The sequence below is a fragment of the Micromonospora sp. NPDC000089 genome, assembly GCF_042899365.1.
Taxonomy (GTDB): Bacteria; Actinomycetota; Actinomycetes; order Mycobacteriales; family Micromonosporaceae; genus Micromonospora.
Window position 1 is genome coordinate 1 of the sequence record NZ_JBIAZT010000027.1, and the last position, 21900, is coordinate 21900.

Annotated in this window: 15 protein-coding genes; 1 reads left to right on the forward strand and 14 read right to left on the reverse strand. The window is 65.6% G+C overall.

The window, feature by feature from the left end; genetic code table 11:
* Nucleotides 1–740: 740 nt before the first annotated feature.
* From ACFY3U_RS27545 to ACFY3U_RS27575, 7 genes are read right to left on the reverse strand one after another with little or no spacing between them, the layout of a single operon-like run.
* Nucleotides 741–1433, reverse strand: coding sequence for a hypothetical protein (locus tag ACFY3U_RS27545; protein WP_387206885.1), 693 nt, complete (start codon nt 1431–1433; stop codon nt 741–743).
* A complete protein-coding gene (locus ACFY3U_RS27550) occupies nt 1430–2167 on the reverse strand; it encodes a hypothetical protein (protein ID WP_387206886.1) in 738 nt (245 codons plus the stop codon). The genes ACFY3U_RS27545 and ACFY3U_RS27550 overlap by 4 nt, the downstream gene beginning before the upstream one ends.
* A complete protein-coding gene (locus tag ACFY3U_RS27555) occupies nt 2143–2817 on the reverse strand; it encodes an ATP-binding cassette domain-containing protein (RefSeq protein ID WP_387206887.1) in 675 nt (224 codons plus the stop codon). Before ACFY3U_RS27555 ends, ACFY3U_RS27550 begins: the two co-directional genes overlap by 25 nt.
* Complete coding sequence (locus ACFY3U_RS27560; RefSeq protein WP_387206888.1) at nt 2814–3689, reverse strand: phytanoyl-CoA dioxygenase family protein; 876 nt, start codon at nt 3687–3689, stop codon at nt 2814–2816. The genes ACFY3U_RS27555 and ACFY3U_RS27560 overlap by 4 nt, the downstream gene beginning before the upstream one ends.
* Before the next feature lie 22 nt (nt 3690–3711).
* The gene (locus ACFY3U_RS27565; RefSeq protein WP_387206889.1) at nt 3712–4947 is read right to left on the reverse strand and encodes a hypothetical protein; all 1236 of its coding nucleotides are present in this window, start codon (nt 4945–4947) and stop codon (nt 3712–3714) included.
* Nucleotides 4940–6316 (reverse strand): hypothetical protein, encoded by a 1377-nt coding sequence (locus ACFY3U_RS27570; RefSeq protein ID WP_387206890.1) that lies wholly within the window; start codon nt 6314–6316, stop codon nt 4940–4942. Before ACFY3U_RS27570 ends, ACFY3U_RS27565 begins: the two co-directional genes overlap by 8 nt.
* A gap of 31 nt (nt 6317–6347) precedes the next feature.
* Nucleotides 6348–7397 carry a hypothetical protein gene (locus ACFY3U_RS27575; protein WP_387206891.1) on the reverse strand — a complete coding sequence of 350 codons (1050 nt, stop codon included), beginning with the start codon at nt 7395–7397 and terminating at the stop codon, nt 6348–6350.
* A gap of 566 nt (nt 7398–7963) precedes the next feature.
* Here ACFY3U_RS27575 and ACFY3U_RS27580 point away from each other — a divergent pair.
* A complete protein-coding gene (locus ACFY3U_RS27580) occupies nt 7964–8245 on the forward strand; it encodes a hypothetical protein (RefSeq protein ID WP_387206892.1) in 282 nt (93 codons plus the stop codon).
* Between the two features lie 289 nt (nt 8246–8534).
* Here the strand turns inward: ACFY3U_RS27580 and ACFY3U_RS27585 are convergent, their stop codons facing one another.
* The 7 genes from ACFY3U_RS27585 to ACFY3U_RS27615 all read right to left on the reverse strand — a co-directional run bounded on the left by ACFY3U_RS27585 (nt 8535) and on the right by ACFY3U_RS27615 (nt 21894).
* Complete coding sequence (locus tag ACFY3U_RS27585) at nt 8535–12827, reverse strand: amino acid adenylation domain-containing protein (protein ID WP_387206894.1); 4293 nt, start codon at nt 12825–12827, stop codon at nt 8535–8537.
* A 78-nt stretch (nt 12828–12905) separates the two neighbouring features.
* Nucleotides 12906–14438: an amino acid adenylation domain-containing protein gene (locus tag ACFY3U_RS27590; RefSeq protein WP_387206895.1), complete on the reverse strand. Its 1533-nt coding sequence runs from the start codon at nt 14436–14438 to the stop codon at nt 12906–12908.
* A gap of 21 nt (nt 14439–14459) precedes the next feature.
* On the reverse strand, nt 14460–14690 hold the full coding sequence (locus tag ACFY3U_RS27595) for an acyl carrier protein (RefSeq protein WP_387206896.1): 231 nt from the start codon (nt 14688–14690) through the stop codon (nt 14460–14462).
* Nucleotides 14691–14792: 102 nt separating this feature from the next.
* On the reverse strand, nt 14793–15995 hold the full coding sequence (locus ACFY3U_RS27600; RefSeq protein WP_387206897.1) for an MFS transporter: 1203 nt from the start codon (nt 15993–15995) through the stop codon (nt 14793–14795).
* Nucleotides 15996–16235: 240 nt separating this feature from the next.
* Nucleotides 16236–17009 carry an alpha/beta hydrolase gene (locus ACFY3U_RS27605; protein ID WP_387206898.1) on the reverse strand — a complete coding sequence of 258 codons (774 nt, stop codon included), beginning with the start codon at nt 17007–17009 and terminating at the stop codon, nt 16236–16238.
* 98 nt (nt 17010–17107) lie between these two features.
* Nucleotides 17108–18709, reverse strand: coding sequence for an AMP-binding protein (locus ACFY3U_RS27610; protein ID WP_387206900.1), 1602 nt, complete (start codon nt 18707–18709; stop codon nt 17108–17110).
* A complete protein-coding gene (locus ACFY3U_RS27615) occupies nt 18706–21894 on the reverse strand; it encodes an amino acid adenylation domain-containing protein (protein ID WP_387206901.1) in 3189 nt (1062 codons plus the stop codon). Before ACFY3U_RS27615 ends, ACFY3U_RS27610 begins: the two co-directional genes overlap by 4 nt.
* Nucleotides 21895–21900: the final 6 nt, after the last annotated feature.

Sequence of the window (21900 nt, forward strand, 5' to 3'; positions counted from 1 at the left end):
GCCCGCAGCTCGCTCCTCAGCCTGTCAGGGAGCCGAGGACCGAGAGGGCGCGGTCTGCTGATCTTCAGCAAGCGATCACAACTGGACCGCGCAGCCACCGGCACACGAGGCAAAGAAGCGAACAGTCGCAGGTCATCGGCCTACGGACACCGACGGAGCGTCGTCTTAGGAAACCGATGCTCTATCCCCTGAGCTACGGGGGCGCGAGGGCCTAGTCTCGCGACCTGCGCGTTGGCACGGAGTGGCAGGGAAGTGGCACGCGTTCACCCAGGTTCGCCGTGCCGGGCGGGCCGCTGCGGATCACACAGCGACCACACGACGGCCCAAGACGCGGCAAGCCTGGTCACCCCGATTCACCTAGGTTGGCACGGGTTACCCCAGAGTGGCACCGGCTGGAGAGCACACAGCGCAGATCACGGAGATCATGATGCGGCCCGCTCTCCAGGCCGGGAGCCACTAGCCGGCAGGAGGCGCGCGTCGACGGCATCCCTCCCGGGCCTCGCGCTGGCTCAGGTCAAGACCAGGATGCCGGGCCAGAGCTCGCATGAGTGTCCCACACGGCGCTCTGCGCCCGGATCAGCCACGGGCCGCGCTGGACCCACTACCGCAGCTCCCCCTCCCGTGCGGTGGCCACCCTGGGTCGGGAGCATGTCACTCACGCCGTGCGCAACGGTTTCTGGCGCAATAGGTCGGTGGCGCCGGCTGCACCACCGAAACCCATGAGGCGGCGGGGTGCGGCGTCAGCGGGCGAAGAACGGCTGCCTGCGGGGCACCCGTCCCCAGTAGACCAAGGCGATAGCCAGGAATGCCAGGCAAGCCAACCGGATCCATTCCATTGCAAATTCCTCGCGAAGCGAGAAACCTCCCGGGAAGAGCACCCGGAGCCCGGATGTGTCGTTGCCGAAAAATGGGCCAGGACCAAACCCTAGGACCCAGATGATCACGTTGAGGAAGTTGTTTACGGCCTTCTCATGCCGAAAGCCAAGGCAGAACCCGAGCGCCGAGCCGAGCAGCAGGAACACGACCAGCATCAGCAGGGCGGTCACCAGATCCTGCCAGCGATGCGGGTCGGACGACACCACAATCAGGACGACGAAGAATATTACTGGCACGAGGCATTCGGCCGCGCCACTGAGCAGGCGGGTCGGCCACACCCAGGCTGGCCGTACGAGGTACCACTCGCCGAGGCCGGCGAAGAGTTCGACCTCCCAGGTGCCGACTGCCGCACTGAGCGCGAGCAACGGAATGAAGTAGACATATTGGTCCGTGAGCAGATCAACGTCGAGGGAGCGCCTATTTGCCGTAGTGAAAACAGCCGCGAGCAGGAAGACATTGAGCATGCTGAGCGGACCAATTCGCAACAGGTATTGCGCCAGGCCCTCCTGGCGGACCCTGTTGCGCCACACGAGGACTGCGAGCACCCATCGGTTCACCGGGCCTCCGCCCCGTCAGTGAGATTCTTCTCGATGCGGCTCATCATTCGCCTGCGCAGAAGCATCCAAAGGAAGCCGGTCCAGGCTGCGGTGACCGCGACAAAGCCAGTCAGCGCCGCACCGCCGTCGCCTGATCCGCTGGCCGCGACGAACCGGAGGATCCAGCCGGTGGGCAGGATCAGCGCGAGCAACTCCGAGCCAGGAAAGGGCACGACGGACAGGCCGACGAAGAGCAGCCCCAGACGCAGCCACGGCACCACCCCGGCTGGGGTCCGGAACTGACACAGGATCAGCGTCGACTGGTAGCAGACGGCCGCGAGCGACACGTACGTCATCAGGACGACAGCAAGACTACGCGGGCCAAGCATGTCTTGGAACTTGACATATGCGGCCAAGAACGGCACAAGGATCGCTGGCGAGGAGACGATGGCCGAGGCAGCGGCGCGCACGAGCAGGAGCCGCGACACGGGTACGGCGCCGAGGATGATCTTCTCAATCGTTCCGTACCGAAACTCGTTCTGCACGCTCGACATGGCCGACAGCAACACGATGGCCGTACAGGTGAGCAGCGCCGCGCGGGTGGCCAGTACGAGTGCCTCGCTCGCCGTCTCGGCGGTGTGGTAGACCGCCAGTGCCAACAGGGCAGTTTGGATCGTGATCCCAATGAGGAATGAAGATGTGGCGAGGCGGTCAATCCACTGCACCCGAATCAGGAAGAGCGCGAACTTGACCACGTCAACTCCCCGTCCTTGAGGTGCAGAGTACGGCTGACCACGCGAGACAGAAAGTCCGCGTCGTGGCTCACCACCACCCTGGCCACACGGCCGTCCGCCTCGCCGAGTAGACCTTCGAGCAACGCCAGCCCTTCGGCGTCTAGGCCATTGGTGGGCTCGTCAAGGATCCAGACCTCAGACGGCTCCAACATGACCGTGGCCAGGTGCAAACGCTGCCGCATGCCCAACGAGAAGCGGGAGTAGTGTAGGTCGATGCTGTCGGACAAACCGACCCGGTCAAGCAGAGCCACGATTCTCGACCGGGACAGCATGTCTCCCTTCATCCCCGAGAAAAACCGGACGTTCTCGGCCGCGGTGAGTCGGGGATAGAAGCCTTGGGGGGCGCCGCCGCAGTAGTTCAGCATGGCCCGATACCGCCGCAGGCTCGCCGGAGTGGGCACGCCCTGAAACAGCACCCGCCCGCGAGTCGGACGGAGCAGCGTCGCGAGGATCTTGAGCAGCGTGCTCTTGCCGGAGCCGTTACTGCCAACGATGCCCACCGCCTCGCCAGCGGCCACTGTTAGGGAGGCGCACCGGATGACGTCACCCCGCTCTGGTTTGGCATGGGGATACCGGTAGGCCACGTCATCGAGTTCGAGTAAAGCCGTCATGAGGCGAGGTGCCGCTCTAGCCAGGTGGTGCGTTTACGCAGTTCCAGCGGGACGTGGGGGCCGTAGACGCCGGCCTCGGGATCAGGCTCGCCAGGGCGTCGGTTGAACAGCGGGACGTCCTCAGCAGGTAATTTGATGAGATGGTTGGGGTGCACGTAGTCGCGCATGAGAATCCGCCGGGTACGGCCCAGCTTCGATAACCACCCGGCGTCACTGTGGACGCGGTCGCTGGTGGTGATCCACGTTGGGCCATACTCAAGAAACATGTTCAAGCGGGTGACGTCGCTACTGTTCTCCGCAACCCGGTGCCACAAACCGCCCCACATCAAGGTCATGGCACCTGCCCGTACGGTGACAGCCACTTCGTTCGGATGGGCCTCGTGCATGTGGTACGTCGACAAATACGGCTGATGATGGCTGCCCGGGATGTAGGTCAGGTTACCCATCTCGCCATGCGGTAGATCAGTAAGCCAGTAGCCCACCTTGATCCGCAGGGGCGCGCGCTCGGCAAATACCTGGAACGGCAGGGATCGTGGTCCGTCGAAGTGCCACTTGTTACGGATCGTCTGCCCTGGTGGACGGCGGAAGTACTCGCTGCGCAACAACTTCAGCATCTCGCCGTACACGTCGTAGACATAACCAACGTGGGCGGGGTGATCGATCATCTCCTCGAATCGGGGATCCGTTTCGACAACGTTCCACGCGGTCGGCTCGGGCGCCTCCTCAACTGCCGCCTTCAGGCGGGCGAGTTGTGCCTCGTCAAGCGCGTCCTCAATGACGAGGAAGCCGTCCTCGGCAAACTGGTCCCACTGTGCGGGAGTAAACCCTGGAGGCGTGATGGCGATCGGCACGGCGGGTGTCGTCTCTGGCATGATCGTGGTCCTCGTTCTCTGGCTAACGCAGCGCGATGACGTGGATGCCGGCGTGGGAGATGGGCTTGCCGTCAAGGTAGTCCGCGCTCTCGAAGATGCCGATTGCCTCCATCGGCAACCGCGCGCCGGCCTTGGCGGCGAAGACGCAAGGCAGGACCTGCTTGCGTTCGGCGGATCCCGGCTCTCCCGCGCTCCGGATGTGCTTGTGGGTATGAATCAAGATCGGAATAAAGCCACCACCCAGGAAACTGCCAGACTGGATCACCGCGCCGCCGACACAGTCGATGACGCAGCCCTTACCGAGCACGGCGTCGCGGCCCAGGTAGAACAGCGACGGATTGGCTTCAACGCCGTGCTCGACATGGAAGACGCCGGCTGCGAGCCCGACGATGGCGCGTCCGCTAATCCGGAGGACCGACCGGTAGAAGTCGATCAGCACGGGGCGTACGGTTGCATCGGGCAACTTGAATTCACCGCAAAGTAGAACGATCCGCAGCAGTTCAGCCACGGTCAGCCCGTTTCCGCCCGCATCCGGCACCGGGATCTCGTCCCAGACCATGAGATAGTCGCGGGGCACCCCAAGCCCACCGGCCAAGTCCTCGGCTATGAGGTGTTCCGCCTCCGGCGACAGATAGGCGTCGGCCACGACCTGCTCAGCCGTCGGGGCCCGGTGACCGATCGCATCAAGCACGCGGCGCACCAGTCGGCGCCGTGTCTCATTGGTCTTTGCGGCGCTCGCCGCTCGCAGTAGCGCCAAGCGATCTGCGACTGTCTCGGGAATGTCGAAGAGATGGTCGATGCCGTCCGTGCGGCTGACCAGCTTTGCGCCGAGTCCCCGGACCGGCAGGTCGGGGCTGTCCGCCAGAGCCTGCAATTCGGGGAGGTGGTCGCCGAGACCGACGCGCACCAGGGCCGCAGCAGCGAGGGCTCGGTAGTCGTACGGGACGGCCGGGGAGTCGGTGGTTACAACGGCGACCATGAGCCGGCGGTACCGGTGCTCGTCGAGGGCGTCAGCGGCGATGTCCAGCGACAGGTAGGGCCCGTCTTCGCCGGGGCCGTGCACCCAGCTCTCCCCGTAGGGGGCCTGGTAACAGCACACCGAGGTAAAGAGTTCGAAGGCCTCCGGGTCGGAGACCAGGGCGGCCCGCAGCTCGTCGCGGACCGCCTTTCGGTCCGCCGCGCTGCCGTGGACCGCGTCCAGGATCTCAGCATTCGCCCGGAGCAGAGCGGGGAGTTTCGACAAAAGGGATTCAATCATGCTGCACCTCACTTCGGAATCGGGCGAACTTGCCGCTGGTCGTATCAAAGGTCTGGTCCGCGCAGTCGATCTCCACGGGCACCGGCATCCCCGCTTCGACGTAGGCTGCGACAGCGGCGAGCGCTTCAGTGCGGCGTGCCGCGGAAAGATCGGGCCTAAGCTCCACCCGCAGCCGGAAACGGCGGTTCGCGGTCTGGGTAAGCTGGTACTCCATCACGGTTGGATGCAGCTCGAAGAGCTTCATGTACCGGGTGGGCGAGAGCTGTGCCCCGTCACCCAGATCGAAGACCTGCGTCGCCCGGCCGCGCAGTTCTGCCAGTACCGGCCCGGGGCTGCTGCAGGAGCAATCGTCCGCGAGCGTCACGGTGTCGCTGATCCGGTACCGCACCAGAGGCATGCAACTATTGGCGAGAGCGGTGATCACCAGTTCGCCGGTACGTGCGGGTGCTCCCGACTCATCCAGAACCTCGAACTGATGGTGCACGGAGAGGTCAAGGTGTATCTGCCCATCCGGGCACTCGGAGCCCAGGTAACCTGCCTCGCTGATCGCGTAGCTGCTCACCACCGGACAGGCCAGCGCGTCGGCGACGGCCTGCCGGAGCCGGTCGTCGAGCATCGCCCCTCCGGACACCGCCAGCCGGGGCCGATAGGACGCGAAGGGCGCCCGGCCTCCCCAACGGTCGACCAGCATTCGGAACAAGTTCGGCTTCGACGACACCACCTCGGGACGCAGGTCATTCAGAAGCGCGGTGACTCGGTTCAAGGAGGACTGATCGTTTGGCTCGACTTGGACGATCAAGCTGTGGCCGACCATCTCCAGCGGGTTGGGGATGACCAGGCCGCGTCCACGGCTCGGGTTGTCGGTCAGAAACACCGAGAGGACGGGAGTAGCGCCTAAGCCGATCAGTCCGGCACGAATCATGATCTTGATGGTCTCGAGGTAGAGCGACTGGGACATGAACTGCTGGCTGTACGCTAGATCGAGCGGCGCCCCCGACGTGCCGGAGGTCTTGTCGGTGTAGATGACGGTTGTCGGCTCTGACTGATGGTCAAAGGGCGCTGGATGTCGCCTCAGCTCCGACTTGGTCAGAATAGGCAAATCAGACATCCTCTTTGCGCGGTAGCGCTCGCTGGCGTAGATCGCGTGTTTCCGGGCCCGCGCAGCGTCAGCCTCCGTCCACTGCCATGGGGCTGCGTCGGCGCTGAGCCGACGAACGAACGTCTCAAGCACCGACTGCAGGTACTGCAGGTCCGGTAGTGAATCCTCGTACTGCTCCTCGTCGCAGGTCAGTTCGGGGTAGCGGGCCAGCAACTCTTCCGTGCGAAGACGGCGTCGCTCATCCACGGGAACGAAGAAGGAGTCCAACATGAAACCTCCAGCGTTGACGGAAGCAATCAGCTCAGGCGGTGATCAAGGAGCGAGCGTCGTTTTTCAGCCGTAACAGGTCGGCGAGGCCGGCCATGTGCCGATGCTCGTCAAGGCGCAGCCGCCTGCCGACACGCGGAGCCTTCCTCGACAAGTCGTCTATCTGACGGAACAGTGCGCTACGCAGATGGTTCTCCCCGATGTCGTGCCGCTCCGTCCCTCCGTCCGCGCTGACTTCTACGAGGTGCTGGTTCTTATAGTCGACAGAGAGTCCGTAATGCGGCTCGAAAACGGCTGTGGCGGTGCCACCGGATCGGAACGTAACCATCGCCACCCGATAGCGGAAGTCTGATCCGCGGGGGATATTTCCGTCCTTCAAATCTCGTTCGGGCGACAGTCCGCTGAAGTGGCCAAGCCCAATCTCAGGGAATCCGATTCTGCCGACGACTGACGAATAGAGAACGATCTTGAGATCGCCCGAGAGCGCCACCTCGGCGCGCACCTCGGCGGTCGCCAGGGTGGGCGGCAGACTGAGGTAACGCTTGAATGTCGAAACCGGAAGCAGCGCTCGTAGAATGGACAGCATGTGGAACCATTCGTAACCCACGTCGCCGTAAACCGAGTCGACGAAGCGGCCGTCCGCAACGTCCTGAAGGCGATTCTTCGAAAACTCGACAGTGATCTGCGCAACGGGGTCGTGTGTAGCGCGGGCATGCGTTATCGAGGCGAGCGTGGCCACCGTGGCGCTGTGCGCATAGACATCGTTGACCAGGAGCCGCGCCTCCCGGTAGCGGGAGGCCAGCCATGCCAGAGTGCTGATCTGCTCGGGGTGGCAAGCCGGCTTCTCAAGCAAGACCGCAGCCATGGGCGCGAGTTCGAGGATCTCTTGAACGACTGCGAGATGATCGGCCGTCGGCGTCGAGACGATCCAGACATCTACGCCACGCGGATCGTCGACCTCTGCGACCCGCCGGTGGCTGAAACGGCCGTCACTGTCAACCAGGACATTCTCGAAGCCGTATTCCTGAAGAAACCTTGCATAACGACGCCCAATATTGCCAAGACCGACGATAACCGCCCTCATGCCATTCCCCGTGGTGATCTGCGCCGCACTGAGGCGGCTGGCTGAAAGCTGAGGCGGGCTTGGAGCGGCTAATGCCGCTCCAAGCCCACATCATTTGGCTCAGGCCGGGTTGGTCCGGACGATCGGCTTGACCTTCATGGAAATCACCCCCGTTCCTTCCATTGGCCTTTCAGGTCCGCCAACGGCGGTGCGCAAATCCAAAGATCAGCGCGTCATCACAAACTAGCCGCCATCGATTGGGGCCGCCACCCCCAAGCAGCGGAAGGAACCTGTTGGACTACTTACAGTGAGGCGGCATCGACTACCTCTTCTAATGGATGACCAGGCATTCGTTGCACTTCTCGCTGAGCCAACGGCCACCGGCAGTTACCCACCGACAAACGTTAAAGTGATCTACATCACATCTATCGAGGGGCGCGTGTATGCTGCCGACTTCGCGACGCGTCCAATTGGTTGGACACGGCCAGCGCGTATGCACCTCACCGTCGGGAGTACGGATATAACGGTGTTTCGTCCAGGCTCGTCGGGCGTCGTGCCCGGCGACGAGGGTGCGCCTGCTTACCGGCATGCTGAACGACCACATCCGACGTCAGAAGCGACCCGCGGCATCAGCGGAGGCGAAGGCCGCCGCCGCGCTCGTGCGGGCAGCGAGGGAGCAGGGGCTGTGGGTGACCGGGCCGGACGGGCTGCTCAAGCAGCTGACCAAGACGGCCCTGAAGGCCGCGCTCAATGAGATGGCTGAGCATCTTGGCTACGAGAAGGACGACCAGGCCGGTGCCGGCGTAAGCGAGATCCGCAGGGATCTCGTCGAGAACGCCGGCCGCCGATCCCGCCCGCACCACTGCTGACAGGACTGCCGCCGTCACCCGTGACCGGCAGCCGGTGTGCTGCGCCCAGCACAGAATGCGAATCGAAGCTGCGACCTCATCTGCTCACCGCTGGCTTCACGGCTCCGCCGGAGGAATCTGATCTACGCCGCCGTCAACGCTGACGCGGCCTGACCGCCTTCGACGGCCGCATTGAGAGGTGGAGCGCGGTCGGTATCCGCCGGGGATCCGCCCGTGGGACGACGTGCGCCGATATCCCGGACGCTGGCCGGATGTCGTCCGGCTGCGTCATGACCGCCATCTCACGAACCTAGACAGTCCCGGCGCTCGGAAGCCAGCCGATATGGTTAAAGAATTCGACGTAGGCGTTAAACGACGCCTCGTCCACTACCGGGCGGTGCACACCGCAGTCGGTCAGGAGAGCATCTGCCGCGCTGGGATCGAAGACCAGGCCACCCTCCGAGCCGGCGCCGGCCATTTCCTCGGCCAGAGTTCCCAGCAGTGGAAACGCCGCATTTTCTCCGTCCGATCCGATTATTTCTAGCCACCTTCGGATATCCGTTGAAAGAAGCGAGTATCCCCTGGCTCGGAGCCAATCCAGCATGGTATCCAGCCGAATTAGCTCGCCAGCCGCCAGATGAAAGGTCCGGCCCACTTCCGAGCGCTGCTGGGACAGCACGACGATTGCATCGCTCACATAATCCACCGGCACCAGATCGAAGGCTGCGTTGGTGCCCGCCGGTGCGGCCTGGGCCTGAATGCAACCTTTGAGTACCAGCCACAGGTAGTCACCGCTCTGATAGGCACCCGTGCCACTGTGCCCGGCAATACGGGTGGGCCGGTAAATGGTAGCGGGCAGGGACCGGGCCCGCGCCGCCTCGATCAGCCCCTCCGCCACCCATTTGCTCTGCGTGTAGCCGTGGGTCAGGGCCGCCGCCGGGCCGATGGGATGTTCCGGACCGATCCGCTTATCGGAGTGCCCCGCGAAGACGCCAACCGTGGACACATGGTGTACCGGCACACTACGGTGCCGAGCCGCCAGCCGGAGTATCTCGATCGTACCTCCGACCGTAGTAGGCTTGAGCTGCGCATATGAAGACGCTAGATGCACCGCGGCACCCACGTGGTACACGGCGTCCATCCGGTGCGCCAGATCGTCGAAAGCCGCCTCCGGGAGACCCAGGCGAGGTTGCGCCAGGTCACCGAGCACAATTACAACTCGGCGCGAGGCGCGTTCATCCCAGATTTTGTACCTTTCCAAAGCCCGTCGCAACCGTGCTGCCGCCTGATCCCGATTAGTACCACGGACGAGGCAGTGCACCACGGCACGCGTTCGGTCAAGCAGGGAACGCAGGGTGGCGGCACCGAGGAAACCGGTAGCGCCGGTCAACAGCACGTGGGTAGGGCTCACCGCCACCTGGACAACGTCATCGGCCGCAGCGATATCAGCGGGCAGATTGATCTCGGCGGTCAGGTCCAAGCCCTTCTCGGCAGACTCCAGCCCGGCTGTGCCATTCCGCTCAAGCAGCTCTGCGAGAGCGGCAACGGTCGGTGCCGTCAGAAGGAGGTGGAAGGGAACTTCGATGCCTAGTTCCGCGCGGATCGTGAGCAACAGGCGGGTTGCCAGAAGTGAATTTCCGCCCAGGGCGTAGAAGTCATCGTGAACGCTAACCCGAGCACAGACGAGCAATTCCTGCCAAATGCCGGCAATACGCTTCTCAAGCGGCGTCGTCGGTGCAACAAATGAACCTTCCGGTTCCGCCAAGCGGACAGGATCCGGCAGTGCGCCTAGGTCCACCTTGCCACTTGCCGTTCGCGGAAACGTCTCCAGTGGCACCCAGACGGTTGGCAGCATGTACTCCGGAAGCTGGCGCGCCACCGTACGGCGCAGCAGATCCGGCGGAAGGTCGAATCCGGCACCCGAAATGTAGTAGGCGACCAGATGCAGACCACCCGAAGCTGCCTTTCGGGCCACCACTGCGGCGTGGGCGACCCCCGGCACGGTCTGCACGGCTGAGGCGACCTCCCCGGTTTCCACCCGGTATCCGCGGATCTTGACCTGTTCGTCCAGTCGCCCAAGGAATTGAATCCGTCCGTCCGGTAGATGCCGGGCCAGGTCGCCGGTGCGGTACAGGAGAGCACCGGGGCGGAACGGGTCGGCGATGAACTTCTGCGCGGTCAGCTCCGGCCGGCCCCAATACCCGCTGGCCAACGCCGGACCACCGACACAGATCTCTCCCATCGTGCCGACCGGGGAGAGCTGTTGCTGCCGGTCCAGCAACACGACCCGGGCACCGTCCACCGGACGCCCGATGGAGGGGAGATCGGACCAGGCATCAGGGTTATCGCCTAGGCGCTCGGCGGTGACCACATGCGTCTCGGAGGGGCCGTACTGGTTCTCCAGCACCGCGCCGGGAGCCCGGTGCCGGAAGAATTCCCGCAGGGCGGGCGTAGCGAGCAGTTGTTCCCCTGCGGTAACAACCTCGCGGAGCGTGGCAGCCGACCGATTCGAAGCGCACGCGTACTCGGCGAGTTGTTGAAGCGCGACGAACGGAAGAAACAGCCGCTCGACCCTCTGGGACTCGATCAGGTCGAGCAGGCGTCCAGGGTCGCGTCTCGCCTTGTCATCGGCCATGACGAGGGTGCCGCCGCCGGCCCAGGTACTGAACATCTCCTGGAACGCCACGTCGAAGCTGAGTGCGGCGAACTGCAGCGTTCGGCTGCCGGGGCCGGCAAGCGACCTGCTCTGCTGCCAGGCCAACAGATTGGCCAGGGACCGGTGCGGCATGGCCACGCCCTTGGGCCGACCGGTGGAGCCGGATGTGTAGATCAGGTAGCTGAGGTCACCAGGTGCGACGGCGGGCAACACCCTTCGCGGTGCGGCAGCCATCTCGGCCACCGTGATTGCCGTCACGGAGTCCGGCAGCGGGCCGGTCAGGTCTTCATGGACCAACGCGACCTCGATCCCGCTGTCGGCCGCCATGTAGGCGATCCGGTCGGGGGGATATGCGGGATCGATTGGCAGACAGCCGCAGCCTGCCTTGAGCACCCCCAGGACAGCCGCGGCCATGTCCGCGCAGCGGCGCAGGCACACGCCCACTGGTCGGCCGGTCATACCTCGCGCGACCAGGTGCGCTGCTATGTCGTCCGAGATTTTCGCCAACTGCGCGTAGGACAGGGCATGTGGTCCGTCGATGACGGCGGACGCGTCTGGCGTACGACGTGCCTGCGCGGCGAAAGCAGTGTGCGCGAGAGGCGGTTCTGTGGGCGCTTCGGCGCCCTGCGCCCAGGTCTTGTCGAGCAGGCGGCGTTCGGCGGCCGTAAGGATATCCAGATCTCGAAGGGGAGTCTCCGGGTGGGCGACGGCTGCCTTCAGCAGGGTGTGAAGACGTTCGGCCAACCGCTCGGCGGTACTGCGGTCGAAGAGGTCGGTGTTGAATTCGAGGAAGCCTGCGAAGCCGCGCCGCCTGGGGACCAGGTGTAGGAAGACGTCGTACTTGGCGGTACCGGAATGGATGTACAGCCGCTCGGCAGTCACGCCGGGAAGGTCCAGTGCCGGTGCGGGGGCCTCATCCATGCCGACGACCACCTGGAACAGTGCAAAGCGGGCCGGTGACCTCTCCACCTGCAACTCGCGGACCAGGTGCGAGTAGGAGACGTCGCGGTGCTCGATAGCGCCCCACAACTGCTCCTTCAGCTGCGTCATCAATCCAGCGAAGGACGTGGCGATTCCGACCTGACAGCGTAGTGGCATGACGTCGGCCAGGCAGGCGATCATGGGCTCGAGACTCTCGTCGTCCCGTCGGGAGACCGGGGTACCGAGAACCACGTCGTGGCAGCCGGACAATCGAGAGATCAGCGCGGTCAGCGCGGTCGCCATGACCGTGAACGGTGTGGTCCTGGCCTGTCGGGCGAGGAGCCGGATTTCGCTGCCGAGCCCGGAGCCCACGGCGAACTCCACCCGGTCGCCGCGTGCGCCGAGGATCGTCGGGCGGGGTCGGTCGGTGGGGAAGGACGATTCTTGAGGCGCTCCGGCCAACGTCTCCCGCCAGTAGCGCAGTGACTTGCTGAGGGCCTCCGGGCTCGATCGGCGGCGCTCCTCGGCGTAGGGACCGAATTGCAGCGCAAGCGGGGGCAGGCGGGAGGCCGTGCCGTCCCGCGCGGCGCGATAGTGGGCGCTGAACTCCGTGCTCAGCAGGCTGAGGGACGCGCCGTCGATCACGGCATGATGAATCGCCACCACCAGGACGGCGTCATCCTTGGCGAGTTCCAGCAGGGTGGCCCGCAGCAGCGGCGGACGGTCCAGGGCCACCGGCCGGGTCGCCGCGGCGACCATGGCGCGCTGCACATCGGGGTGGCGCACCCGACGGACGTCCAGCGGCACCTGGACCGGCGGCATCACCATCTGCCACGGCGTGGCGCCGAGCAGGCCCAGGCGACTGCGGAGCGCCTCGTGCCTGGCGACGGTCATGGTGAGTGCCTCCCGGACGGCCACCGGGTCGACGCGTCCGCCGCGCAGTCGGTACGCCCACGATTCCAGGTACCGGGAAAGCCCGTCGGAGAACTGGTCGTTCAGCCAGATCGATTCCTGTTCGGATGACATTGGATAGCCGTGCATGCGGGTGTCTGCGGGCAACCTGGTAGGCATGGCAGAGGACCTTCCACTCAGATTGAGACGAGGTCATAGCGAGGCGAGCAACGACCTGCGGTCAAGCTTGCCGGTGGTCGTGGTCGGCAGGGCGACTCGCTGCCGCACCAGGTGCGGCACGAGGTGAGCCGGTAGCCTCGCTGCCAATGCGCGGCGCACCTCACCAGGGGTGACGGCAACGGAATCGGCCGCCGTGTAGAACATGACGAGACGGTCGTATCCGCCGTTCGCCGCCGGCACGGGAATCACGGCAGCGTCCCGTACCCCGGGTAACGAGCGTGCGGTGACCTCGATCTCGCCCGGTTCGATTCGGACCCCGGCGATCTTGACCTGGAAGTCGGTCCGGCCGCGGAAATGCAGCAGCCCGTCGGCGTCGAGGACTCCCCGGTCCCCGGTCCGGTACAACCGCACGAGACCAGCGTCGAGCTGAATGCGGGTGAAAGCATTCGCTGTGGCCTCGGGAGCATTGACATAGCCGAGTGCCAACCCTGCGCCGGCCAGGCAGATCTCCCCCACGGTTCCCGGCGCGGCGACACGGTCGCCGTTCAGCACGTAGACGGCGGTCTCCGGCACGGGCAGACCGAGGGGGATGCCGCCGGGGCGGCGGCAATCCGCTGCACCGACCCGGTGGGTGGTGGCGAACACGCAACTCTCCGCCGGTCCGTAACCGTTGATCAGGTCGACGTCCCCGTGCCGATCGAGGAATCGGGCCACATGGGTGGGGGACAGCCGCTCGCCACCGGTGAAGATCTGGCTCAGCCCGCTGAAACAGGATCGGCCGGGCTCGTCCTCGTCGACCAGGAAGTTGAACAACGAGGAGGTGAGCCAGGCGGTGTCCACGCAGGCATCGGCAATGATCCCGGCCAGGTCGTCGGGCAGCAGATGGTCCGTGTCCGCGATGGCACAGGCGCCGCCCGTGGTGAGGGGCCCCCACAGCTCCAGACCGAAGGCGTCCCAGGCGGCCGGAGCTGCCTGCAACATCACCCTGCCGGGCCGGAAACCGGCGAGGCCCCCCTCCGAGAAGAGCCGCATGGTCGCCCGATGCGGGGACAGCACCCCCTTGGGCGCGCCGGTGCTGCCCGAGGTGAAGAAGACCGCAGCCGCATCGGCGTCTTCGACGCGCACCCTGGGTGGGGCTACCCGAGATACCGCAGTCCGGCTCAGCGACTCGTCCGGAGCGATCCAGGAGCCTACCCTGCTGCGCGGCGTTTCGACCTCTGCCACCATGACGGCCGCTTGCGCCAGGTCGGCGACCTGGTTGATCCGCTCCGGTGGCCAGCGACGATCCAGGACGGCATACGCCGCACCGCACTTGAGTACGGCCAACAGGACGGCAACGAGTCGGGGAGTCCTGGGTAGGAGCACCGGAACGATGGTCCGGGGCCGTACTCCCGCCGCCTGGAGCGCAGCCGCGTAGGCGTTCGCAGCTGCGTCCAGGGTGGCGTAGTCGACGCGCTGCCCGCGGTAGACGAGCGCGACAGCCGTCGGACGTAGGCGCACCTGACGGGCCACCGCCTCATGGATGAGTCGCGGCATTGCGGATACGGATTGCTGCACCTGACTCACTCCTGTGATCCATGCCCGGCGTCACGCGCGAGTAGGTCCGGCCCTCATGTCGGCCTCGGATATGACGTCGGCCAGGGTGGCGCTCTCGAACAGCAGGCTCGGACTGAGCCGCAGGCCCAGCTCCTTCCGGATGCGGACGCAGATCCGCATCGCCTGAAGCGAGGTGCCGCCGTAGTCGTAGAAGCTGTCAGCCGCACCGACCAGCGGCACCTTCAGCACGTCGGCGACGACTCGCAGGATGTGCTCGCCCATGTTTGCTCGCGGTTCAGAATCAGGTGCCTCTATCAACGCTTCCCCATCTCCGGGTGGCCGGGGCCGGCCCACCGCGTTTTCAGCCGATCGCGCTACCGGCGCTCAGGCGGTCTGCTCCGCGAACGGCCGCGTCCGCTCCGCCCACCGCACGACGGGCGGTGTGATCAGGCCGACCACGACGAACACGGCACCGAGCAGCAACCAGCCGGGCACCCCGAGGGTGATGCACATCAGGGCCAGGATGGACGGCGCCACCACGTTCGCCACTCCACTGCCGAGCCCGAACAGGCCCATGTACTGGCCCTGCGCGTGGGCAGGGGCCAAACTGAACCGCAACTCCAGGGAACCGGCGGTGTGCCACAGCTCGCCGACGGTGTGGACCAGGATGCCGATGATGATGACGATGGTGGCGAGCCACACGGGCGCTCCGGCAGCCGCCGCGATGGCAGCCATGCCGACGAGGAACGCGACCCCCGAACGTCGCATGGCCTTGCTCGCACTCGCACTGTCGTCGACTCCCTTGCTTGCCTTCACCTGAAGAAGCACCACCAGAGCGGTGTTCAACAGTGCCGCCATGCCGACGAGCCAACGTGGTGCATCGGTGCTTCCGAGGATCCAGAGCGGCAGGGCGAACAGCAGCACCTGGTGGTGGATCGACATGACCGCGTCGATTGCGGTCACCGCCACGTAGCCGCGGTCTCGCAGCACCTGCCATCGACTGGCCTTGGCCGGCGCTGGTACCGGCGGCAACGTGGGCAGCGCCATGACGATGAGGGCACTGAGCACAAAGCTGACAGCGTTGGCGATGATCAGCGCAAGGTAGGCCGACCGGCTGTCAGATTGAATGGCGAAACCGGCGGCAATGGCAGCACCGCTGCCGGCAAGGTTGCCGACGGACCGCAGGTAGGCGCGGTACCTGGTGAGGTCGGTCCCCCCGACGCCGCGTACCAATGGCCCTCGGGCGGCTCCGCCAGCGGAGCGGGCCAGCTCGGCCACGCACAGCGCCGGCAGGATAAGCCAGAAGGACCGGGTAAAGACCAGTGCCGTAAAGGCGATGGCCTGGATGACCAGCAGCCCCAGATAGACCTCACGAGGCCCACGTCGATCGGCGATATGCCCGACCGGCACCCCTGCGAAAAGACCGACGCCGGCAGCGAGGCCGAGCCCGAGAGCGACCTGTGCCAGGGGAAGTCCGACCACCCTCGTGAAGTACAGCGCGGCGCTGACCATGTAGACGCCGCTGCCAATCATGTTGACAAAGGTCGCCAGTGCCAGAATGCGCTGGGCCCGCGTCTCGGGAACCAACCCACGACTGACCAGCCACGATCTCCCATCCTGCGGGCTTTCTACGGTGTCACCGCTGGGTGACGGAATGCTGGGTGCTTCTCGCGAGGTCTTCAAGAATTCATGTCCTTTCTCGGGTTGCGGAAAAACTATAATCAATTGCAATCAGGCTGGCAATAGCACACCCGGGTACCGGCACTTCAAACCGGCCTGCTATACTGTCCACACCGAAGAGAACAGTATCTCGCACCGAATTCGATCTCAAAAGCCGTGACCGCGCAACCAGCGTGCGCAGTCGCTGGTCCAGTGCAGACCCGTGTTTCGGGCCAGCCCCAGGGCGTGCGGGCCGGTCTCGTAAATGTGGAGTTCGTAGCTGATCCCTGAACGGTGCAGCGCCTCGGCGAACTGGACCGCATTCAGGGCGTTTACTTCCTTGTCTTCCAGTGTGTGCCAAATAAAGCACGGCGGCACGCGCTCATCGACCTGATAATCGCCCGAGAATATCAATTGCCGCTCCTCGTCGTTGGCCTGGTCGCCGAGGAAATTCCCCCTGGTCTCGTCATGGGCAAGCGGATCTCTCAGGGAGATGACCGGGTAACACAGGACGCCGAGAGCCGGACGAATCTGCTGCCGGACGTCATTCGACGTACCGGTCAGCATCATCGAAGCCAAATGGCCTCCCGCCGACGAGCCGATGACACCGATACGATCCCGGTCAATTCCCCATTCATCGGCCCGGGAGTGAACCAGAGCCAATGACTTCCACGCATCGGCAAGGAGGGCCTCATGGTGGTATCCAGCCGATCCGAGGCGGAAGTTGACCACAATTCCCACAATGCCCTCGCTGGCCAGCCACTGACCGTACTGCACTCCTGACTTCTCAGACAAAAAGGTGTAGGCCCCACCGGGGAGAACCAGCATCGCCGCACCGGTCGCCTGCTCCGGTCGCGGCAGGTAGATGTCGAGGAAGGGCGTGTCCGCGTCGTCTTCGCCGAAAGCGTGCGGGGCCGTTCCGTCCCAAATATCAACTCTCAACGGTGCACGTCCTTGTCTTCCGATGATTCAAAGGGTCTGGAGGTGTCGAACATTTGCACCAAGGGCACCCGGCCCGTTCGAACGTGGACGAGCCGCCGTCAGGTCGAGGACGGCGGCCTACGACGTCCATGGCGTCCCGCCGGGCGTGTGGTGAGTTCTTTCAGCCTGCGGTGCAGCACCTTCCCCACACTGTTGCGGGGCAGAGCCGGCAGAAAGTGAATTTGCACCGGCACTTTGAATGCGGCCAGCCGGTCACCCGCGAAGATCTTGAGTTCGTCCTCGGTAGCGCTCAACTGCTCGTGCAGGACGACCGCCGCGGCAGTCACCTCACCGAGGGTCGGATGGGGACGCCCGAAGGCCGCCGCTTCCCGAACGGCCGGGTGCTCGGTCAATGCCGCCTCCACCTCGGTCGGTGAGATCTTCTCACCGCCGCGGTTGATGATGTTGACGGTCCTGCCGGTCAGAGTTAGGTAGCCGTCCTCATCAAAGATCCCCTGGTCACCGGTGCGCAGCCAGCCATCCACGAAAGGCTGCTCGGCCGGCGGCAGATCGAGGTAGCCGGGGGAGACGTTCGCACTACGCACCAGCACCTCGCCGGTGCTACCCGGTGCGTCCGTCAACTCCCCATCGGGCCCGAGCAAAATGATCTCCGCATCCTGCGGGCGGCCCACCGAACCAGGCTTGCGAGGACCGTCCAAGGGGTTGCTCGCAACCTGACCGGGTGCTTCGGTCAGGGCATACGCTTCGACCACCGGAGCGGCCAGCTTCTCCTCCAACCGGGACAACAGCTCGACAGGCAGCGCCGACGAGGTCGACCGGATCGCACGGAGCCGCAGCGCCTCGCCGATCTCTGGCTGACTACGAATCATCGCCAGGACGGTGTGATGGACGACCGGCGCGGCCGAGTACCACGTGGGCGCCGTGGAGCCGACCACGTCGAGTAGCGCCTCCCCACTGGTCAACGGGCCGCACACGGTGCTCCCCCCGGTCAGCAGCGGGGCCAGCAGCCCGGTGAGTATGCCGTGGGCGTGGTGCAGCGGCATCGTGTTCAACGCCCGGTCCGCAGCGCTCAGGCGCATCGTCCTCGCGACACTTTCGGCCCCGGCGAGCGCGTTCTGCTGGGTGAGTTGCGCGATCTTCGTCCGGCCGGTGGTACCCGAGGTGAACAGCAGTAGGGCGCTGTCCTGTGGTGCTAGGCCCACGTCAGATTCGGTAGCGTCCAGCGTCGCGACCTGCCAGTCGAGCACCGGGATGCGGTCGCCGACCAACCGGCGGAGCCGCGCCGTGGACTGCTCGTCCGCGAGGATCACCTTCGGGCGGAGGCGACTGAAACAGCTGTCCAACTCCCGGTCGGTGAGGTGCGGATCGAGCGGCGCCACCACGCATGCCGACATCACGGTTACGAGAGCAGCTGCCATCCGCCAATCGATGGCCATCACGATAGCCACCCGGTCGTGCGGCTCGACGCCGAGCTCGCGCAGGTAAACCCGGCCGCCGTCCCGAATCCGCTGCAGGTCGTGGTGGGTGGCCAGCACCCCGTTCCTGTCAATGAAGCTGGGCGCCGCGCCCGCCGTCACCGCCGCGGCCGTGAGCCGGGCAGCCAGCGTCTGCGGAGGCACGGGAACGGCATCTTGTGTCATCTGGGTATTGCTCATCGGTTTCTCATTTCGAGTCGGCGCCGCATGGACGAGCCGGTTCACTGCCGCAGGACCTTGTTGAGGGCTTCGCCGATCGCTTCCAACGGTTGCTTCGACACGGCCTGCCCGATCGACACCAGCGGCGCCATGGCCAGCAACTGGTAGTGCCCGCAGTCGAGGTGAAGCTCCTGGAACTGGCCTCGGACGTACGGACCCCAGGTGCGGTGGGCAGGGATCAGTTCGCCCTTGTCGGCGGTTGCCCGGAAGAACAGCACATCGCCACGGAACACCCTCGGCACGTGCCGCTTCCGAATTTCGCGATGGTAGAGGTAGGCGCTCAGCGCGAGCCGCTGCTCGTCGCCGTGCAGTAGAGCCAGCGTCGGCACGGTGCCACCAGATAGTTCCCTGATCTGCTCGGCAACCACGTCGGGGTCACCCGGCTCGTACCGCAGGTGTTCTTCGGGCATCGGCGTACGGGCGACCGCCTCGTCGAATGTCATGTTCGTGTCGAGGATCCCCAGCAGGGACACCTCTTCGCCGGCCTCCTGAAGCTGCACTGCGGCTTCGTGCGCGAGCACGCCACCGAGCGACCAGCCGATCAGTTGGTACGGGCCGGACGCCTGCACCGACCGGATGTGTCGCACGTAGTCCCTGGCCATCTCCACGAGGGTGCCGGGCCGACGCCCGCTGCTGGTCATGGCGAGTGACTGAAGCCCGTACAGCGGAATGTCCGCGTCCAGGTGACGCAGCAGTCCGCTGTAAACCCAACTCAGACCGCCGCCAGAGTGCATGCAGAACAGCGGCGTACGGGAGCCCGCCGCCCGGATGGGATATAGCATGTCGAATGCCTGCGGCAGGCCACCGGTAACGAGATACCGTGCCAGCCGACGCGGCGTTGGTGCTTCGAACACGGCACGAACGGACAAGTCGCTGTCGAAAGTGGTGCGCAGGCCGCCGATCAATCGCACGGCCAGCAGCGAGTGCCCGCCCAGGTCGAAGAAGTTGTCGTCGACGCCCACTTGGCCCCGCCCCAGAACCTCGGCGAACAATCCGCAGATGAGCTTCTCCTGCAAGGTGCTCGGCTCACCGCCGCTGAGCCCACCGGCGGCATGGTCCGGGACGGGCAGCGCCGAAGGATCCAGTTTGCCGTTGCCGGTCATCGGGAGCTGGTCCAGCACCATCACCGCGGCTGGCACCATGTGAGCGGGCAGCCGTTGTGCCAGGAAACCGCGTACCAGCGGGGGCAGCGCGCCGTTCTCGCCCGGATCGTCGCCGGTAGGGACGAGATAGGCGATCAGACGCATGTCGCCGGACGCGTCCGGGCGGCCGATCACCGCCGCCTGAGCGACACCAGGGTGGGACAGTAGAACGGCGCGCACCTCACCCGGTTCCACCCGGAAGCCCCGGATCTTCAGCTGATCATCGGCCCGCCCGGTGAAGACAATCTGCCCATCGTGCGTCCATCGAACCCGGTCACCGGTCCGGTACATTCGACTTCCCGGCTCGAAGGGACAGGCCACGAACCGCTCCGCCGTCAGATCCGGGCGATTGAGGTAGCCGCGGGCCAGGCCATCCCCGGCGATGTACAACTCCCCCACCGTCCCCGGCGGCACCGGGTGCAGGGCACCGTCCAACACGAACAGCCGGGTGTTGGCGATCGGCGCGCCGATGGGCACGACCCCGGCGACGCAGGACTGCGCGGTCAGCCGCGCGGTGGCAACCCCGATCGTGGTCTCCGTCGGCCCGTAGTGGTTGAACACGCACCGCTCACCGGCCGCTGCCAGCAGATCCTGCACCAACCCGGGCGGGGCAGCTTCGCCACCGAGCACGAGCGACGTGCCCGGCAGCACCTGCGGCATACCGCCGGCGCTGGCGAGTGCCGTCAGGTGCGACGGCACCACCTTGACGTAGTCGATCCGGTGGGACGCCAGGTATTCAGCTACGGCCGACGGATCGGTGACCGCCTCCGCGGTCAGGATGTGCAACTGCCCGCCGGTGGCGAGGCTCGCGAAGACAACTGTGTTGCCGAGGTCAGTGGCCTGCGGTTGCAACAGCGCATACCGTCCGCCCGCCGCGCCCCACCCGACTCGCGACGGAACCGAAGCCACGTAGTTCGCCAGTGCCCCATGGGTGATGGCGACGCCCTTCGGCCGGCCCGTCGACCCCGAGGTGTAGATGACGTAGGCCAGGGCAGCCGACGCCACGCTCACCGAGGGTGCGTCGGTCACGCAACCGGCCAGTGCCGCGACGGTCTCCGGGGCGTCCACCGCAATCAACGCGGACTGGCCCAGAGGCAGCTCCCGGCCGACAGCCTCGGTCGATACGACCCACTCGACACTGCTGTCGTCGAGCAGATATGTGATCCGCTCCTTCGGAAACGCCGGATCGATGGGCAGGTAGCACCCACCCGACTTCCACACGGCGAGGATCGCGGTCACCATTTCCAGGCCGCGGGGCAGGCACAGACCCACCACTGCTTCGGACTCGACGCCCCGGCTGAGCAATAGCTGCGCCAACTGGTTCGCCCGTGCCTCCAGTTCCCCGTACGACATGGCGGCGCCGTCCGACACCACGGCGATCGTGTCGGGGGTCCGAGCCGCCTGCGCGGCGAACCACTGCACCACCGAACCCTCCGGCACGGGCGTCGCGGTGTTGTTCCAGTCGGTGAGGATCCGGGTGCGCTCCTCGGCGTCGAGCAGATCGACGTCGTTGAGCGACTGACCCGGATCGGCCACCACCGACTCGAGCAGACGCACCATCCGGGCGAACAACCGGCGCACGGTCGCCGCATCGAACAGATCCACCGCGAAACGGATGAAAGCCTCCAGCGACCCCGGCTTGCCGTCCGTGGTGGCCTGTGCCGACAACGTCAGGGACAGGTCGAACTTCTCTCGGTCCTGGAATGCGCTGAGCCGGCTGGCCCGTGCATCGGGGAGGTCCAGACTGGACGCGCCCTCGAAGGTGACCTGCTGCATGATCTGGAACAGAGGGTTGCGACCCGCCGAGCGTGGCGGGTTGACCGCCTCGACGACCCGTTCGAACGGCACGTCCTGGTGCTCGTACGCCGCCAGGCTGGTGTCCCGCACCCGGGACAACAACTCCCGGAAGGTCGGATTGCCCGACGTGTCGATCCGGACTACGACGGTGTTGAGGAAACAACCGACGAGGTCGTCGAGGGCCTCGTCGGTGCGCCCGGCCACCGGCGTGCCGATCGGGATGTCCGTACCAGCACCCAACCGCGTCAACACCGCCGC

Coding starts and splice junctions, on each gene's coding strand:
- ACFY3U_RS27555 (WP_387206887.1), bottom strand. CDS start 2,817: ATGACGGCTTTACTCGAACTCGATGACGTGGCCTACCGGTATCCCCAT.
- ACFY3U_RS27560 (WP_387206888.1), bottom strand. CDS start 3,689: ATGCCAGAGACGACACCCGCCGTGCCGATCGCCATCACGCCTCCAGGG.
- ACFY3U_RS27565 (WP_387206889.1), bottom strand. CDS start 4,947: ATGATTGAATCCCTTTTGTCGAAACTCCCCGCTCTGCTCCGGGCGAAT.
- ACFY3U_RS27570 (WP_387206890.1), bottom strand. CDS start 6,316: ATGTTGGACTCCTTCTTCGTTCCCGTGGATGAGCGACGCCGTCTTCGC.
- ACFY3U_RS27575 (WP_387206891.1), bottom strand. CDS start 7,397: ATGAGGGCGGTTATCGTCGGTCTTGGCAATATTGGGCGTCGTTATGCA.
- ACFY3U_RS27580 (WP_387206892.1), top strand. CDS start 7,964: ATGCTGAACGACCACATCCGACGTCAGAAGCGACCCGCGGCATCAGCG.
- ACFY3U_RS27585 (WP_387206894.1), bottom strand. CDS start 12,827: ATGTCATCCGAACAGGAATCGATCTGGCTGAACGACCAGTTCTCCGAC.
- ACFY3U_RS27595 (WP_387206896.1), bottom strand. CDS start 14,690: ATGGGCGAGCACATCCTGCGAGTCGTCGCCGACGTGCTGAAGGTGCCG.